General features: G+C 69.2%; 16 protein-coding genes and 1 pseudogene. 10 read left to right on the top strand and 7 right to left on the bottom strand.

The features are described from left to right. Positions 1–182 precede the first annotated feature (182 nt). On the bottom strand, positions 183–776 hold the full coding sequence (locus tag AC2VNT_RS07580) for a hypothetical protein (protein WP_486946267.1): 594 nt from the start codon (positions 774–776) through the stop codon (positions 183–185). A gap of 93 nt (positions 777–869) precedes the next feature. Then, positions 870–1,286: a F420-dependent biliverdin reductase gene (locus AC2VNT_RS07575; RefSeq protein ID WP_486946266.1), complete on the bottom strand. Its 417-nt coding sequence runs from the start codon at positions 1,284–1,286 to the stop codon at positions 870–872. Positions 1,287–1,320: 34 nt separating this feature from the next. Between AC2VNT_RS07575 and dprE2 the strand changes: the two genes are divergently transcribed. Further along, positions 1,321–2,070, top strand: a complete 750-nt coding sequence (gene dprE2 / locus AC2VNT_RS07570) for a decaprenylphospho-beta-D-erythro-pentofuranosid-2-ulose 2-reductase (RefSeq protein ID WP_486946265.1) — start codon at positions 1,321–1,323, stop codon at positions 2,068–2,070. A 17-nt stretch (positions 2,071–2,087) separates the two neighbouring features. Here dprE2 and AC2VNT_RS07565 read toward each other — a convergent pair whose 3' ends face one another. Together AC2VNT_RS07565 and AC2VNT_RS07560 are read right to left on the bottom strand one after the other, a co-directional pair. Further along, a complete protein-coding gene (locus AC2VNT_RS07565) occupies positions 2,088–2,516 on the bottom strand; it encodes a TA system VapC family ribonuclease toxin (protein ID WP_486946264.1) in 429 nt (142 codons plus the stop codon). Between the two features lie 3 nt (positions 2,517–2,519). Continuing rightward, positions 2,520–2,755, bottom strand: a pseudogene (locus tag AC2VNT_RS07560) (CopG family transcriptional regulator). Positions 2,756–2,984: 229 nt separating this feature from the next. Here AC2VNT_RS07560 and AC2VNT_RS07555 point away from each other — a divergent pair. The 4 genes from AC2VNT_RS07555 to ric all read left to right on the top strand — a co-directional run bounded on the left by AC2VNT_RS07555 (position 2,985) and on the right by ric (position 7,630). Then, positions 2,985–3,431 (top strand): MmpS family transport accessory protein, encoded by a 447-nt coding sequence (locus tag AC2VNT_RS07555; protein WP_486946263.1) that lies wholly within the window; start codon positions 2,985–2,987, stop codon positions 3,429–3,431. Beyond that, positions 3,428–6,346 carry an MMPL/RND family transporter gene (locus tag AC2VNT_RS07550; protein ID WP_486946262.1) on the top strand — a complete coding sequence of 973 codons (2,919 nt, stop codon included), beginning with the start codon at positions 3,428–3,430 and terminating at the stop codon, positions 6,344–6,346. The genes AC2VNT_RS07555 and AC2VNT_RS07550 overlap by 4 nt, the downstream gene beginning before the upstream one ends. Before the next feature lie 82 nt (positions 6,347–6,428). Further along, entirely contained in the window at positions 6,429–6,827 is a 399-nt protein-coding gene (locus tag AC2VNT_RS07545; RefSeq protein ID WP_486946261.1) for a PPOX class F420-dependent oxidoreductase, read from the top strand. A gap of 116 nt (positions 6,828–6,943) precedes the next feature. Continuing rightward, positions 6,944–7,630: an iron-sulfur cluster repair di-iron protein gene (gene ric, locus AC2VNT_RS07540; RefSeq protein ID WP_486946260.1), complete on the top strand. Its 687-nt coding sequence runs from the start codon at positions 6,944–6,946 to the stop codon at positions 7,628–7,630. Between the two features lie 4 nt (positions 7,631–7,634). On the opposite strand, the gene AC2VNT_RS07535 is transcribed toward ric, so the two are convergent. Then, complete coding sequence (locus tag AC2VNT_RS07535) at positions 7,635–8,336, bottom strand: dienelactone hydrolase family protein (RefSeq protein ID WP_486946259.1); 702 nt, start codon at positions 8,334–8,336, stop codon at positions 7,635–7,637. 300 nt (positions 8,337–8,636) lie between these two features. Here AC2VNT_RS07535 and AC2VNT_RS07530 point away from each other — a divergent pair, with 300 nt between their 5' ends. The 3 genes from AC2VNT_RS07530 to AC2VNT_RS07520 are packed head-to-tail and all read left to right on the top strand — an operon-like array spanning position 8,637 to position 12,751. Beyond that, positions 8,637–10,166: an amidohydrolase gene (locus tag AC2VNT_RS07530; RefSeq protein WP_486946268.1), complete on the top strand. Its 1,530-nt coding sequence runs from the start codon at positions 8,637–8,639 to the stop codon at positions 10,164–10,166. Continuing rightward, positions 10,159–12,006 carry an apolipoprotein N-acyltransferase gene (gene lnt, locus AC2VNT_RS07525; protein ID WP_486946258.1) on the top strand — a complete coding sequence of 616 codons (1,848 nt, stop codon included), beginning with the start codon at positions 10,159–10,161 and terminating at the stop codon, positions 12,004–12,006. The genes AC2VNT_RS07530 and lnt overlap by 8 nt, the downstream gene beginning before the upstream one ends. Further along, complete coding sequence (locus AC2VNT_RS07520) at positions 11,990–12,751, top strand: polyprenol monophosphomannose synthase (RefSeq protein ID WP_486946257.1); 762 nt, start codon at positions 11,990–11,992, stop codon at positions 12,749–12,751. The genes lnt and AC2VNT_RS07520 overlap by 17 nt, the downstream gene beginning before the upstream one ends. Before the next feature lie 4 nt (positions 12,752–12,755). Here AC2VNT_RS07520 and AC2VNT_RS07515 read toward each other — a convergent pair whose 3' ends face one another. After that, positions 12,756–13,094 carry an RNA polymerase-binding protein RbpA gene (locus AC2VNT_RS07515; protein ID WP_486946256.1) on the bottom strand — a complete coding sequence of 113 codons (339 nt, stop codon included), beginning with the start codon at positions 13,092–13,094 and terminating at the stop codon, positions 12,756–12,758. Positions 13,095–13,256: 162 nt separating this feature from the next. Here AC2VNT_RS07515 and AC2VNT_RS07510 point away from each other — a divergent pair, with 162 nt between their 5' ends. Next, entirely contained in the window at positions 13,257–13,595 is a 339-nt protein-coding gene (locus AC2VNT_RS07510; RefSeq protein WP_486946255.1) for a hypothetical protein, read from the top strand. Positions 13,596–13,651: 56 nt separating this feature from the next. Next, a complete protein-coding gene (locus AC2VNT_RS07505) occupies positions 13,652–15,154 on the top strand; it encodes a carboxylesterase/lipase family protein (protein ID WP_486946254.1) in 1,503 nt (500 codons plus the stop codon). 10 nt (positions 15,155–15,164) lie between these two features. On the opposite strand, the gene AC2VNT_RS07500 is transcribed toward AC2VNT_RS07505, so the two are convergent. Further along, positions 15,165–15,622, bottom strand: a 458-nt coding sequence (locus AC2VNT_RS07500; protein ID WP_486946253.1) for an RDD family protein, incomplete at its 5' end; no start/stop codon positions are given.

Genomic DNA, 15,622 nt, shown 5'->3' with positions numbered 1-15,622 from the left:
AGCCGCCCTCGCGCTCGTTCTCCTGGCCTGCGGACCCGTCACCCTCGAACTCCCATACCACACAGGAGGTCATCCACATTCACGTCAGTAGAGCCATACCTTTAACTATCGAAGGGCAGATAGCCCTGTCGCGCCGACACGAGCGTTCCGGACGGTAAAACTGGGAGTGAATAAAGGCGCAATTATTTACACAATTCATCAATTGCTGTGAGATTTTCATCAATAGCGGACCGAAATCTATCTAATACGATATTCGATTCGTTATTGAGTGCATTGATGGTGATGTCCTTGTAGGCATTCGCTAACGCTCGGATTTTTACCGCTAAATCGTGTGGGGTCGCAGGTTCACTGTCCAGTCTCGTCAGGAGATAGTCGCTCCCAACGTATAACGCGAGACGTCCATTAGTGCCAACAGCAAATTCGCCGATTTGATCACCGACCACGGGACTAGGTCGGTTCGTGTTTGAGGCAACTTCATTTTTCACGATGTTGTAAGCTTGACAGATCGCAGTCCGTGCGTCATTGGCCTGTCCTTCGGTGAACTCTAATGCATCTGTAGTTCCTGGTGACTCGATACCGGGTACTGGCCGAAGCCATGCGCCGAGAGCGGCTCCTAGGCTGATTAACGCGATGCCTATCGCGGTTATCGCGAGCCGTCGGTTGGTCGAGCGCGGAGTCGGCACGGCGACCGACGCCCACGGTGACATCGGCGGTCCAGGGGCGACGTTTCCGGGCCCGTCGACCGGGGAACTATTTCCAGGCGGAATTGTCGACATGAGTCCCCTCCTAAGATGAGATGCGGCCTGTTATTTCTCCGGCAGTGCTTACTTGTCTTCTCCGTGCCATCCGCGAAGTGCAGAGAATTGCCCCTACTCCACCTCACCCCGGTCCAGCAGATCCGACGACCCCAGCACCCGCTCCACCTGCACCTCGATCACCACCCGCCGCGGGTTGACCCGAGGGGTGCGGTAGCGCTGGGCGTAGCGCAGTTCGGCATCCCGGATGTCACCGAGGTCGTTGCTCACGCTGGCGCTGCCTTCCAACGACAGCCAGCGAGCGCCGTCGACCTGGCTGAGCACGGCCACCCCGCCGCGTTCGGCGTTGACCGCCTTCTGCGAGCCGCCGGTGGTGATCACCCGGGCGATGTGGGTCTTCGGGTCGAAGGTGAAGCCCACCGCCACCACGTGCGGGGAGTTGTCGGCGCGCAGCGTGGTCAGCATCGCCAGGTGGCGTTCGGTGAGAAACGCCAACGCGTCGCCGGTCAGCCGGGCGGTGGTCTTCGCCATCCCGCTTACGGTAGCTCAGGAGATAATCTCAGTCGTGCAGGACACGGGGACTGGATCGGTGGTTGTTTTCGGTGGTCGAAGCGAGATCGGCACCGAACTGGCGCGGCTGCTGGCCCCGGGGCGGACGGTGCTGCTGGCCGCGCGGGCAGCCGACCGGCTCGACGAGCAGGTCGGCGCAGTGCGGCGGTCCGGTGCGACGGGGGTGCACGCCGTCGAGTTCGACGCCGACGACGTGTCCGCACACGGCGCGCTGGTCGCCAAGATCGTCGCCGAGCACGGACCGATCGACACCGCGGTGCTGGCCTTCGGCGTCCTCGGCGACCAGGCTCGCGCCGAGACCGACGCCGCGCACGCGGTGGCCGTCGTGCACACCGATTACGTCGCGCAGGTCAGCCTGCTCACCGAGCTGGCGACGGCGATGCGGGCGGCCGGTCACGGATCGCTGGTGGTGTTCTCCTCGATCGCCGGGGTGCGGGTGCGGCGGGCCAACTACGTCTACGGCTCCGCCAAGGCCGGCCTGGACGGCTTCGCCAGCGGGCTGGCCGACGCGCTGCACGGCACCGGGGTGCGGCTGCTGATCGTGCGCCCGGGCTTCGTCGTCGGTCGGATGACGGCCGGCATGAAGCCGGCCCCGCCGGCCAGCACCCCGGCGCAGGTCGCCGGGGCGACGGCCCGCGCACTGGCCCGGGGGCGACGAACGGTCGCGGTGCCGTGGGCGCTGCGGCCGATGTTCGCCGTGATGCGGCTGGTGCCGCGGTTCATCTGGCGGCGGATGCCGCGCTGATCGCCGCGGGGCGGTGCTTACAAGACCACCAGGTGCTGATCACCGGCACCGGGAACCGTCGCCACCGCGATGTCCTGGTCGAATGTCACAAACCGGCCCTGGTTGGCGACCGCAAGCGCCAATAGGTACCCGCCGGTTACCTGTTTGGAACTGTGTACCCGCGTCGGAGCTACCACCCCTTCGTCGAGAACACTGACCGTGCACGGCCAAAACTCGTGGTGCTGTGTACGAACTGCCTTCGCCGGCAAGCTGATTGCGTGGGAAGGTGAAACCGGACTCGGATAGCGCACCTGGCCGATAATCCGCACGAAGCCGTTCTGGGTGATTGCGCACGGCGCGCAGCCGTGCCCGATCTCCTCGATCACCCATCCCCGCGCCCGGCGGTGATCGACATGGTCACGGTCGAGCAGAGCGAGTAGGACGTTCACGTCCAGAAGCGACCGCACCGATCAGGCCGTCTCTTCTTCACGAAGACGGTCGATGAAGGCGTTCGAGACCGCCGCTCCGCGGTGTGGGAGCGGTTCGAAGCCGTGGAACGATTCGGGCCCCGGAGTCGAACATCCGGATTGGTCCGGGCCCGCCGGGCCAGGTCGGACAGCACCGCCCCCACCGGCCGCCTCTCCCGGCGATCCCGCTCCTTGGCCGCCAGGAGTACGTCAACATCGATGGTCAAGGTCGAGCGCATGCATGTGATGCTCATGCGTCAGGCTGATGCCGTTCCAAACGCGACGGCGCGGCGGAACGCTCCCGGGCCACCCCGGGGCCCAACCCACCGTGCCTGGCCAAATGACGGCGGTCGCCGCGCCGCGAGCGTTCGGTCAACCGCTTGTCGGGTGCGGCCCGGTACCGTACCGTTCTGTACTGTCGATCCCCGCCCGAGCGATCGCGTCACCGGTTATCGAGGGGTTAATCGGGTGAAACGAATCCCAGTGACCATGCTGCTACGGCGGGGGTGGATGGCGCTGGTGACCGTCGTTGTCCTCGGTGTCGCGGGTTTCGCGATGTATCGGCTCAACGGCACGTTCGCCGCCGCGCACCGCACCAGCGCGGTCAGCGGCATCTCCAACGAGATCATCCCGTTCAATCCCAAGCAGATGGTGCTGGAGGTTTTCGGCACCCCGGGCAGCGCGGCGACCATCAACTACCTCGATGTCGACGCCCAACCCCAGCAGGTGCTGGACGCGACGCTGCCCTGGTCGTACACGATCACCACCACCGAACCCGCGGTGATGGGAAACCTGGTGGCGCAAGGCGACGGCGATTTCATCGGCTGCCGGATCACCGTCAACGGCGTGGTGAAAGACGAACGGTCGGTGCAGCGGGTGAACGGCTACATCTACTGCCTGGACAAGTCCGGATGAGCGAGCCCCACCCGCCACGCCGCTCGTTCCTGCCGCGCAGCATCCGCCGGTTCGCGGTGCCGATCGTGCTGTTCTGGCTGGCCCTGGCCGCGGTCAGCAACAGCGCCGTGCCCAACCTGGAGAAGGTCGGGGAGGCCCACAACGTCGCGATGAGCCCCACCGAGGCGCCGTCCATGCAGGCGATGAAGCACATGGGCGCGGTCTTTCAGGAGTTCAACTCCGACAGCATGGCGATGATCGTGCTGGAAGGCGACCAGCCGCTCGGCGACGCAGCCCACCGCTATTACAACGAGCTGATCGGCAAGCTGGCCCGAGACACCGTGCACGTGCAGCACATCCAGGACTTCTGGGGTGACACGCTGACCGCGGCCGGCGCCCAGAGCACCGACGCCAAGGCCGCCTACGCCCAGGTGTACCTCTCCGGAAACCAGGGCGAGGCGCTGGCCAACGAGTCGGTGAAGGCGGTGCGTGCCATCGTCGCCGACACGCCCACGCCGCCGGGGATCACCGCCTACGTCACCGGGCCGGCGCCGCTGATCGCCGACCAGTTCGCGGTGGGCAGCCAGGGCACGCTGAAGGTCACCGGGATAACGGTGCTGGTGATCGCGGTGATGCTGCTGTTCGTCTACCGCTCGATCGTCACGACGATCCTGGCGTTGCTGACCGTGCTGGTCGAGATGGCCGCCGCGCGCGGAGTGGTCGCGTTCCTGGGCAACACCGGGGTGATCGGCCTGTCGACGTACGCGACCAACCTGTTGACCCTGCTGGTGATCGCCGCCGGCACCGACTACGTGATCTTCTTCCTCGGCCGATACCAGGAATCGCGCGGTTCCCAGGACCGGGAGACCGCGTTCCACACCATGTTCGACGAGACCGCGCACGTCATCCTGGGCTCCGGGCTGACCGTCGCCGGGGCGGTGTTCTGTCTGAGCTTCACCCGGCTGCCGTACTTCAAGAGCCTGGGCATCCCCGCCGCGCTGGGCGTTCTGGTGGCACTCGTGGGGGCGCTCACCCTGGCACCGGCGGTGCTCACCATCGGCAGCCGATTCGGCCTGTTCGAGCCCAAGCGGATGATGCGGACCCGCGAGTGGCGACGGATCGGCACCGCGATCGTCCGCTGGCCCGGCCCGATCCTGGTGGTCACCTGTGGGATCGCGTTGGTCGGCCTGCTCGCCCTGCCCGGCTACCGGACCAGCTACGACGCCCGCCGCTATCTACCCGGCCGGGCGCCGGCCAACGTCGGCTACGCGGCCGCGGAACGGCACTTCTCGCAGGCCCGGATGAACCCGGAGCTGCTGATGATGGAGACCGACCACGACATGCGCAACCCCGCCGACATGCTGATCCTGGACAAGGTGGCCAAGAACGTCTTCCACCTGCCCGGGGTGGCGAAGGTGCAGGCGATGACCCGGCCGCTGGGCACCCCCATCGACCACAGCTCGATCCCGTTCCAGATCAGCATGCAAGGCGTCGGCCAGGTCGAGAACCTGACCTACCAGAAGGACCGCGCCGAAGACCTGCTGCGCCAGGCCAACGAGCTGAAGAAGACGATCGGCATCCTGCAGCAGCAGTACGTCCTGCAGCAGCAGCTGGCCGAGGCCACCCACCAGGAGACCCAGAGCTTCCACGACACCATCGCGGTGATGGACGAGGTGCGCGACAACATCTCCAACTTCGTGGACTTCTTCACGCCGTTTAAGACCTACTTCTATTGGGAGCCACACTGTTTCGACATTCCGGTGTGTTGGGCGATCAGGTCTACCTGGGAGTCGATCGACGGGATCGACCAGCTCAGTGAGAAATTCGAGCAGCTGACGTCGACGTTGGACGGACTGGATGCGCTTCAGCCGCAGCTGGTCGGGCTATTGCCGCCGCAGATCGCCAGTCAGATGATCAATCTGGCGCTGACGCTGTCGAATTACGCGACCAACGCCGGCATCAACGCCCAGCAGCGGGCGCTCACCGACAACGCGGCCGCGATGGGCCAGGCGTTCGACAAGGCCAAGAACGACGACACCTTCTACCTGCCGCCGGAGGCGTTCGACAACCCAGACTTCATCCGGGGCCTGAAGCTGTTCCTGTCGCCGGACGGACACGCCGCGCGGATGATCATCACCCACGACGGGGATCCGGCGACACCGGAAGGCATTTCGCACATCGAGCCGATCCTCCGGGCGGCAAAAGAGGCGGTGAAGGGCACCCCGTCCGAGGACGCCCGGTTCTACCTGGCCGGCACCGCGGCCACCTACAAAGACATCCAGGACATGGCCCGGTACGACCTGATGATCGTCGGGATCGCCGCGCTGAGCCTGATCCTGCTGATCATGATGTACATCACCGGCAGCCTGGTCGCCGCGACCGTCATCGTCGGGACGGTGGCGTTGTCGCTGGGCACCTCGTTCGGGCTGTCGGTGCTGGTCTGGCAGGACATCTTCGGCATCCAGCTGTACTGGATCGTGTTGGCGCTGGCCGTCATCCTGCTGCTGGCGGTGGGCTCGGACTACAACCTGTTGCTGATCTCCCGGTTCAAAGAGGAGGTCGGCGCCGGGCTGAACACCGGCATCATCCGGGCGATGGCCGGCACCGGAACGGTGGTTACCGCCGCCGGGTTGGTGTTCGCGGCGACCATGTCGGCGTTCATCGTCAGCGACCTGCGGGTGCTCGGCCAGATCGGGACCACCATCGGGCTGGGGTTGCTGTTCGACACGCTGATCGTCCGGTCGTTCATGACGCCGTCGATCGCCGCGCTGCTCGGGCGGTGGTTCTGGTGGCCGCAGCTGGTGCGGCCGCGGCCGGCCAGCCGGATGCTGCGGCCGTACGGGCCGCGTCCCGCGGTGCGCGCCCTGCTGGGGGAGGCCGAGCCGGGGCCGCCGGGGCCCGACGACGATTCGGTTCCGGAGACGGTTCCGTCCTGAGCGGTGCGCTCCGGGTCCGGTCGGGTCTCGCGGGTCTGGCTGCCGACCACGCCGGTGCCGCTCGCCGGGTAGATTCGCGTGCGTGGCCACCGAGTCCGCCGACGTCACCTTCGCCGAGCTGTTCCGGTCCGACTACCTGCTGCTGACGACGTTCACCAGGGATGGTCGGCCCAAGCCCACGCCGGTGTGGGCGGCCGGGCACGGCGACCGCCTGCTGGTCATCACCCCGGCGAACTCCTGGAAGGTCAAGCGGATCCGCAGCACCCCCCGGGTGACGCTGGCGGTCTGCGATGTGCGCGGCCGGCCGCGCGGCGCGGCCGTCGAAGCGACCGCGGTCGTCCTGGACAAGGCGGAGAACGCGCTGGTCTACGACGCCATCGGCCAGCGATACGGGATCGTCGGCCGGGGCTTCAACTTCTTCAGCAAGCTGCGCGGTGGACTGCGCAACAACGTCGGCTTGGAACTGCGGGCCGCGCCGTGACCACGCCGGGGCGATGAATGGATCACATATGGTGGACGTCAATCATTGAAATTGGGATTGTTGACAGGCGAAGCCGGCGGCCAGCCGGCCGCCGATGACCAGACAAAGGAGCTCTCGTGGCCACCTTCACCCCCGACATGATCCTCGGTGACATCGTCACGGCCGACCCGTCGACCACCCGGGTCCTGAGCCGATTCGGGATCGACTTCTGCTGCCACGGCCAGCGGCCGCTCGGCGAGGCGTGTGCCGCGGACGGCGTCGACATCGACGAACTGCTGGCCGCGCTCGCCGAGCAGGGACCCGGTGAGCGCGCCGACTGGGCCGACCTGGACGACCCCGCGCTGATCGCGCACATCGTCAGCACCCACCACCGCTACCTGTGGGAGGAGTTCCCGCGGTTGGCGGAGCTGGTGGACAAGGTGGCCCGGGTGCACGGCCCGAACCACGCCGAGTTGATCCAGGTCCGCGAGGTGTTCCACAAGCTGCGTGCCGGGATGGAACCGCATCTGCGCACCGAGGAGACCCACCTGTTCCCGGAGATCAGCCTGCACAGCGGCAACCCGGATCGTCCGCTCTCCGCCGAGGTGCGCACCGAGCTGGCCGAGAACCTGGAAGAGCACGACCGGGCCGGTCACCTGCTCGCCGAGCTGCGTGAGCTCACCAACGGTTACGTTATCCCGCCGGACGCCTGCGCCAGCTACATGGCGCTGCTCTCCGGCCTGCAGGACCTGGAGAACGACATCCACATCCACGTGCACAAGGAGAACAACGTCCTGTTCCCGCGGGTGCTCGCGTCGGCCTGACCGATCAGCCGTCGGCGCGCAGGTGTTCGCCGAAGAAGGTGAAGACCCGCGCCCAGGCGTCGGCGGTGGCCCCCGCGTTGTAGCCGAACCCGGCGATCCGGATCAACGGCTGGCCGGGGAGCTGGTTGGCGAAGCTGTGCCCGGCACCCGGATAGAGCTTGATGTCGTGCGGGATGCGCTGGTGCTCGGCGACCCGGCGTAACCGATCGGCGGCGCCGATCCCGAGCGGGTCACGGCCGCCGAAGCTGGCCACGATCGGGCATGCGCCGGTCAGCACGTCATCGAGATGGCGCGGCAGCGGCGTGCCGTAGAACGGCGCGGCGGCGCCGAAGCCACGCGGCGACAACAGCAGCGCGAACTGGCCACCCATGCAGAAACCGGCGATGCCGACCGGCCCGGCGCATTCCGGCATCGCCCGCAGGTGATCCCGGGCGGCCAGGATGTCGTCCAGCGCCCGGCCGCGCTGGGTCATCAGTTCGCGGAAGACCCGGGTGATACAGCGGGCCCGGCCACCGCGCGCGTAGAGGTTCGGGGTGAGCGCCAGATATCCGGAGCCGGCGATGCGATCCGAGATCGACTGCTTGTCGGGTCCGTAACCGATCGCATCGTGGATCACCACCACCCCGGGCCAGGGGCCCGGGCCGTCCGGAACGCCCAGCAGCGCGTCGATGGCCCCGCCGGGAGCCGAAACCTCGATGGTCGTCATTGCATCAACGTATTACCCGGGGTGCGTCGGCGGAACCGAAACGGTCTGCGAAACGTTGACCGGACATGCTCAGCGCAGTCCTGCGGCCGTCCCTGGTCGAGCTGGCAGTCGGGCTTGCCGCGGTGCCCGCGCTGGTAACCGCCGCCGAACCGGCCGCGCTGGCGGCCGGCGCCGGCTGAACCCACCGATCGGCCGAACCCGGGTACCTTTCTGCTCGTGACCGCCGCCACCGAGGCCACCCCGTCGCTGCTGCTGCTGGGCGGCCGGATCTACAGCCCGTCGCACCCGGACGCCACCGCGATGGCCGTCCGCGACGGGCTGGTGGTCTGGCTGGGCAGCGACGCCGTCGGCCGCGAACGGTTCCCCGGTGCCGACCCGGTCGACCTGGACGGCGGCTTCGTCGCACCGGCGTTCGTGGACAGCCACGTCCACGTCACTGCGACCGGGCTGGCGTTCACCGGCCTGGACCTGCGGGCGGCCCGATCCCGGCGGCACTGCCTGGAGCTGCTCGCCGACTACGCCGCCGCCCATCCCGACGAGCCGGTGTGGGGACAGGGCTGGGACGACGCGAACTGGCCGGACGGCGCGCCGGACACCGCCGACCTCGACGCCGTGGTGGGGGAGCGGCCGGCCTACCTGACCCGGGTCGACGTGCATTCGGCGGCGGCCTCGACCGCGCTGCGCCGCCGGGTGCCCGGGCTGACGTCGGCGGCCGGCTTCGCCGAACAGCCGCCGCTCACCGGTGAGGCGCACCACCTGGTCCGCGCCGCGGCCCGGGAGCTGCTCACCGACGGTCAGCGGGCGGCGGCCCGGCGCAGCGCCCTGGACGCCGCGGCCGCGGCCGGCATCGTGGCGGTGCACGAATGTGCCGGCCCGCAGATCGGCGGGCACGACGACTGGCAACAGCTGCGGGCTATGGACCACGGCGTGCAGGTGATCGGCTACTGGGGCGAGGCGGTAAGCACCGCCGACGAGGCCCGCGACCTGCTGGCCGAGACCGGCGCCCGCGGACTCGGCGGTGACCTGTTCGTCGACGGCGCGTTGGGGTCACACACCGCCTGGCTGTCCGAGCCCTACGCCGACGCGAGTGACTGCACCGGCAGCCGCCACCTCGACCCGGACACCGTCTACGCGCACCTGCGCGCCTGCACCGAGGCGAAGGTCAGCGGCGGCTTCCACGTCATCGGCGACGCGGCGGTCTCGGCCGTGGTGGCCGCGCTGGCGCAGGTCGTCGAGGAGTTCGGGGTGGCCGCGGTGGCCCGGTGCGGGCACCGGCTGGAGCACCTGGAGATGGTCACCGCCGAGCAGGCGGCCCAGCTCGGATCCTGGGGGGTGATCGCCAGCGTGCAACCCAACTTCGACGCGCTGTGGGGCGGTGCGGACGGGATGTACGCCCGGCGACTGGGGGTCGAGCGCGCCGCGCGGCTCAACCCGTTGTCACTGTTAGCATCCCAAGGCGTGCCCCTCGCCTTCGGATCCGACGCGCCGGTGACCGCGCTCGATCCGTGGGCCACGGTTCGAGCCGCCGCCCGGCACCGGACCCCGGACAGCGCGGTCTCGGTGCGCGCCGCGTTCACCGCCGCCACCCGGGGCGGCTGGCGTGCCGCCGGGGTGAACGACGGGCTGACCGGCACCCTGGTGCCGGGCGCACCCGCCTGCTACGCCGTCTGGGAGGTCGGGGAGCTCACCGTCAGCGCTGCCAGCAACGCGGTGCAGCGCTGGTCGACCGACCCCCGGTCCCGGGTGCCGCCGCTGCCGCTGCTGGACGCCGAGGGCCGGCTACCGCGATGCCGACAGACGGTGCACCGGGGCGAGGTGCTGCATGGCTGAGGACATGCCCGACGACTGGGTCGACGAGTTCGACTACGACTTCGACGAGGACTTCGACGAGGACTTCGTTGACATAGCCGACGTCTCCGACGACGACCGGGGTGACGGCACGGCCGAACGCGGCCTGAGCCCGGCGATCCGGCGGTGGCTGGCCGCTCTGGCGTCGGCGGCCGCCCGGCGCCTGCCGGAGTTGGCCGCGGCGACCTGGGTCCGCGCCCCGCAGCTCGGGGTCACCATCGCCGCGGGCCTGCTGTTGTGGGCCAGCTTCCCGCCGGTCGGCTGGTGGTGGACGGCGATCTTCGCCTTCGCCGGCCTGGCCTGGGTGCTGGTCCGGTCCAGCACCACCGCGGTCGGCGGGCTCGGCTACGGGTTCCTGTTCGGCGTGGTGTTCTACCTGCCGCTGCTGCCGTGGATCAGCGGACTGGTCGGGGCGCTGCCCTGGCTGATGTTGACGGTGCTGTGCGCGGCCTTCCCGGCGATGTTCGGTCTGCTGGCCGTCGCGGTACGCGAACTGCCCGGCTGGCCGATCTGGTTCGCGACGCTGTGGGCGGCCCAGGAGGCGGCCAAGTCCGCCGTTCCGTTCGGCGGATTCCCGTGGGGCGTGGTGGCTTTCGGCCAGGCGGACGGGCCGATGTTGCCGTTGGTGGCGCTCGGCGGCGCGCCGCTGTTGTCGGCGGCGATCGTCCTGCTCGGCTGCGCGCTGACCGACCTGGGCATCGACATCGTGCTCTGGCTGCGGCACGGACACCCAGGCGGGTCGCACCCGGCGGTCCGGTACGACCGGCCGCCGGAGGTGGTGCTGCCCGCCATCTGCATCTGCGCGGTGTTGCTGGGCACGATGCTGGTCTGGCCGCAGGTGCGTCGCTCCGGGGTGGGCTCGGGCAGCGAACCGGCCATCACCGTGGCGGTGATCCAGGGCAACGTGCCGCGACTCGGGCTGGATTTCAACGCCCAGCGCCGGGAGGTGCTCGACTACCACGTGACCGAGACGCTCACGCTCGCCGACGAGGTGCGTGCCGGGCACGCGCCGCAGCCCCAGCTGGTGATCTGGCCGGAGAATGCGTCCGACATCGACCCGCTGGCCAACGCCGACGCCGAACAGCAGGTCAGCGACGCCGCCCAGGCGATCGGCGCGCCGATCCTGGTCGGGACGCTGCGCGCGGCACCGGGCTGGACCAGCGACAACCCGGTGGCGATGAACTCGGTGCTGGTCTGGGACCCGACGACCGGGCCGGGGGAGCGCCACGACAAACGGATCGTGCAACCGTTCGGCGAGTACCTGCCCTGGCGCGGGTTCTTCCGGCATCTCTCCGGCTACGCCGACCGGGCCGGCTACTTCCAGCCGGGCAGCGGAACCGGGCTGGTGCACGCAGCCGGGATCCCGGTCGGGGTGGCCACCTGCTGGGAGGTCATCTTCGACCGTGCCCCGCGCCAGTCGGTGCAGGCCGGCGCGCAGCTGCTGGCGGTCCCGACCAACAACGCCACCTTCGACCAGACGATGAGCGAGCAACAGCTGGCGTTCGCCAAGGTCCGCGCCGTGGAACACGACCGCTACGTCGTCGTCGCCGGCACCACCGGGATCAGCGCCGTGTTGGCCCCGGACGGCCGCGAACTGGGTCGCACCGCCTTCTTCCAGCCGGCCTACCTGGACACCACGGTGCGGCTGAAAACCACGCGGACACCGGCCACCCGATGGGGACCGGCGCTGCAATGGTCGCTGGTCGGCATCGCCGCGATCAGCGTTGTCGGCGGCCTGCTCAGGAACCGGCGGCTACCATTGCCGCATCGTCGCCTGGGAAAGCCGGGCCGGGCAAAGGAGCCATATGACCGCGACCGGTGATCGTGCCAGCCGGCACACCCTGGTGGTCATCCCCACCTACAACGAGCGGGAGAACCTGCCGATCATCCTGGGCCGGGTGCGTCAGGCGCGTCCCGACGCGCACGTGCTGGTCGTCGACGACGGCAGCCCGGACGGCACCGGCGAACTCGCCGACCGGCTGGCCGCCGGCGACGCCGAACACGTGCACGTGATGCACCGAACCGCCAAGGCCGGCCTCGGGGCGGCCTACCTGGCCGGGTTCGGCTGGGGTCTGAGCCGGCAGTACACCGTGCTGGTCGAGATGGACGCCGACGGCAGTCACGCTCCCGAGCAGCTGCACCGGCTGCTGGACGCGATCGATTCCGGTGCCGACCTGGCGATCGGCTCCCGCTACGTCGACGGCGGGACGGTGCGCAACTGGCCTCGGCGCCGGTTGCTGCTGTCGAAGACCGCCAACACCTACTCCCGGCTGCTGCTGGGGGTGGGCATCCACGACATCACCGCCGGCTACCGCGCCTACCGGCGCGGGGTGCTGGAGAAGATCGACCTGGCCGCGGTGGACTCCAAGGGGTACTGCTTCCAGATCGACCTGACCTGGCGCACCATCAACAACGGCTTCACCGTGGTGGAGGTGCCGATCACCTTCACCGAACGCGAACTGGGCGTGTCGAAGATGAGCGGATCCAACATCCGCGAAGCGATGGCCAAGGTCGCGCAGTGGGGGATCGGCGGGCGCATCCGCGGCCTGCGGGGTGCCCGAAGCTAGCGCGTCAGCTGCCGCGCCGGCGCGTCTTGATCAGCTCCAGCCGCTCCTTGAGCAGTTCCTCGAGCTCCTCGACCGAGCGGCGCTCCAACAGCATGTCCCAGTGGGTGCGGGCCGGCTTGACCTTCTTCGGCTCCGGCTGGTCACCCTCGACCAGGGTGCCCTCCATGCCGTTGCGACACATCCAGGTGTGCGGCACTTCGGCGTCGTCGGCGAACGGTACGTCGAACTCCTCGCCGTTCTCGGTCTGGTACCGGGCGACCCGCCGCGGCGCCAGATCGTGATTGCGGTCGGTCTCGTAGCTGACGGCGCCCAGCCGGCTACCTCTCAATACACGATCAGCCATCGTCTCTACCTTTCTGAAAACCCCTGTAGCGGCTGTCCGGCCGGAAAATCCCTCGCGGCTGACAACGTCACCGCGGGCCGGATGGTTCCCGGGGACCCGACTCCGGCGACAGACCATCGATGATACCGGGATCGGTGGGCTCCTCCGGCTAGAGTCGTCGGCGTGGCCCGAAGAGACCGTCCGCAGCCGTGCCGCTGGTGCGGACGCGACGTCGCCGACGGCAGCACCGGACGTCCGCGGCAATACTGCCGGCAGTCGTGCCGGCAGCGCGCCTACGAGCAGCGTTCGCTGATCACCTCCGGCCGGGCGGCGGCCCTGGCACCCGATGCGGTGGTGCTCTCCGCCGACGAGGCGTCCGCGCTCTCCGACCGGGTATATCAGGTACGGTGCGCGGCCGAGGACATCTCGACGGCGCTGGACGACCAAGCCGGGGAGTCCGAGCTTCGCCAGCTCTGCGACACACTGCTGCAGGCGGTCAAGATCGCCGACGGCTGGCGCTGAGCACTTTCCCCGGTCGGTGGCGCCGGCGCCGGGTACGTTCGCTACCGTTTGGCGTGATGCATAAACACCCGGTGCAGGCTGCGATTGCCACGGGCACCGTCGAAGGCTTCACCCGGGGTGGGGTGCACCGGTGGCGATCCATCCCCTACGCCCGCCCCCCGGTCGGGGAGCTGCGGTTCCGGGCACCGGAGCCCGCCGAGCCGTGGTCGGGCGTGCGGCACTGCCACGGGTTCGCCAACTGCGCACCGCAACGGCGGCGCTACACCATGACCGCCCCCGGCCGGTATCAGCCCACCGGCGAGGATTGCCTGACGCTGAACGTCGTCGCCCCCGAGGAGACCGGCCCGGAGCCGCTGCCGGTGATGGTGTTCATCCACGGCGGCGGCTACATCCTGGGCAGCTCGGCCACCCCGATTTACGACGGGGCGCCGCTGGCCCGGCAGGGCTGCGTGTACGTCTCGGTCAATTACCGGCTGGGCGCGCTCGGCTGCCTGGACCTGTCGTCGCTGTCCACCCCGGACACCCCGCTGGAGACCAATCTGTACCTGCGCGATCTGGTGCGGGCGCTGCACTGGGTGCGGGAGAACATCGCGGTGTTCGGCGGCGACCCGGGCAACGTCACCATCTTCGGCGAGAGCGCCGGCGCGCACATCGTCACCACCCTGCTGGCGGTGCCGGCCGCCGAGGGGCTGTTTCATCGGGCCATCGCCGAGAGTCCGGCATCGGGGATGGTGCGCACGCCGGAGATCTCGGCGAAACTGGCCGCCCGCTTCGCCGAACTGCTCGGGATCGCCGGCCCCGGGGCGGCAGAAGCCTTGTTGCAGGTGTCGCCGGGCGAGCTGCTGCGCGCGCAGGATCGGCTGATCGCCGAGGGTGTCCGCGACCTGGTCGGGGCGTTTCCGGTGGGCCCGGTCTGCGGCGACGACGTGCTGCCGCTGGACCCGGTGGTGGCGATGCGTCGTGACGCGGTGCACCGGGTGCCGCTGATCATCGGCAGCAACGCCGACGAGGGACGGCTGTTCACCCGGTTCCTGCGCTGGCTACCGACCACCGAGAAGTCGATCGAGGCGCTGCTGGCCCGGGCCGAGCCGGTCGCCCGGGATCGGATCAGGGCGGCCTACCCGGACTATCCGGGCCGGTCGGCTTGCGTGCGCCTCGGTGGTGACTTCGCCTTCAACTCGGCGGTGTGGCAGATCGGGGAGGCGCACGGCGCCCATGCGCCCACCTACCTGTACCGCTACGACTTCGCGCCCCGGGTGCTGCACTGGTCCGGCCTGGGCGCTACCCACGCCACCGAGCTGTTCGCGGTCTTCGACGTCTACCGCGGCCGGCTGGGCGGGATGCTCACCGCCGGGGTCGACCGGCGCGACGCGGTGCGGGTCAGCGACGAGGTGCAAACGCGCTGGCGATCGTTCGCTCGGACCGGGGTGCCGGGTGAGGACTGGCCGACCTACGACGACGGCCGCGCCGTGCTGGTCCTCGACCGAAAATGCCGCGTCGAACTCGACCCGAGCCCGCAACGCCGGATGGCGTGGCAGCGTTTCTCGCTCGCCCGCTGACCTCCGGTATTCAGCCGGTGACCACGACCTGGGTGCCGCCGGCCATGTCGTCGTGCAGCCCCTGCTTGCTGGGCTTGCCGTTGATGGTGACCGCGATCGTGATCCAGGCCGCCGCGGTGAGCAGCCCGCCGAGAAAAGGCACGATCTCGAGCAGGTTGAACGAGTTGCGGATCATCGACTGCGCGGCGTCGGGTTTCGGCGCCCCGTGCGGCCCGCGCACATGGAGGTTGAACAGCCGTTTGGCCGGACTGGTGCCGCTGGTGACCTCGAACACGACGAAGTAGCCGAACGTGAAGATCGCGGCGACCAGGCCGAACACGACGTAGCTGTGCGAGAAGAACAGGAAGATGACCGGGATGATCCGGGCCAGGATGGTGTCGAGCAACCGGGCCGCAAACCGGATGCCCAGGTCACCCGGGGGCGGACCCCAGCCCGGCGCCTGCGGATAACCCGGCTGGCCCCAGCCCG

The sequence above is a fragment of the Mycobacterium sp. TH-M15 genome (genome assembly GCF_057473705.1).
Note: the sequence above shows the minus strand (reverse complement) of the source record. Positions and strands in the feature narration are given on the sequence as shown.

Bases quoted from the DNA above. Each gene is read 5' to 3' on its own strand.
- AC2VNT_RS07575 (WP_486946266.1), bottom strand. From the start codon at position 1,286: ATGGCGAAGACCACCGCCCGGCTGACCGGCGACGCGTTGGCGTTTCTC.
- AC2VNT_RS07580 (WP_486946267.1), bottom strand. From the start codon at position 776: ATGTCGACAATTCCGCCTGGAAATAGTTCCCCGGTCGACGGGCCCGGA.
- AC2VNT_RS07505 (WP_486946254.1), top strand. From the start codon at position 13,652: ATGCATAAACACCCGGTGCAGGCTGCGATTGCCACGGGCACCGTCGAA.
- lnt (WP_486946258.1), top strand. From the start codon at position 10,159: ATGGCTGAGGACATGCCCGACGACTGGGTCGACGAGTTCGACTACGAC.
- AC2VNT_RS07530 (WP_486946268.1), top strand. From the start codon at position 8,637: ATGGCCGTCCGCGACGGGCTGGTGGTCTGGCTGGGCAGCGACGCCGTC.
- AC2VNT_RS07520 (WP_486946257.1), top strand. From the start codon at position 11,990: ATGACCGCGACCGGTGATCGTGCCAGCCGGCACACCCTGGTGGTCATC.
- AC2VNT_RS07515 (WP_486946256.1), bottom strand. From the start codon at position 13,094: ATGGCTGATCGTGTATTGAGAGGTAGCCGGCTGGGCGCCGTCAGCTAC.
- AC2VNT_RS07535 (WP_486946259.1), bottom strand. From the start codon at position 8,336: ATGACGACCATCGAGGTTTCGGCTCCCGGCGGGGCCATCGACGCGCTG.
- AC2VNT_RS07550 (WP_486946262.1), top strand. From the start codon at position 3,428: ATGAGCGAGCCCCACCCGCCACGCCGCTCGTTCCTGCCGCGCAGCATC.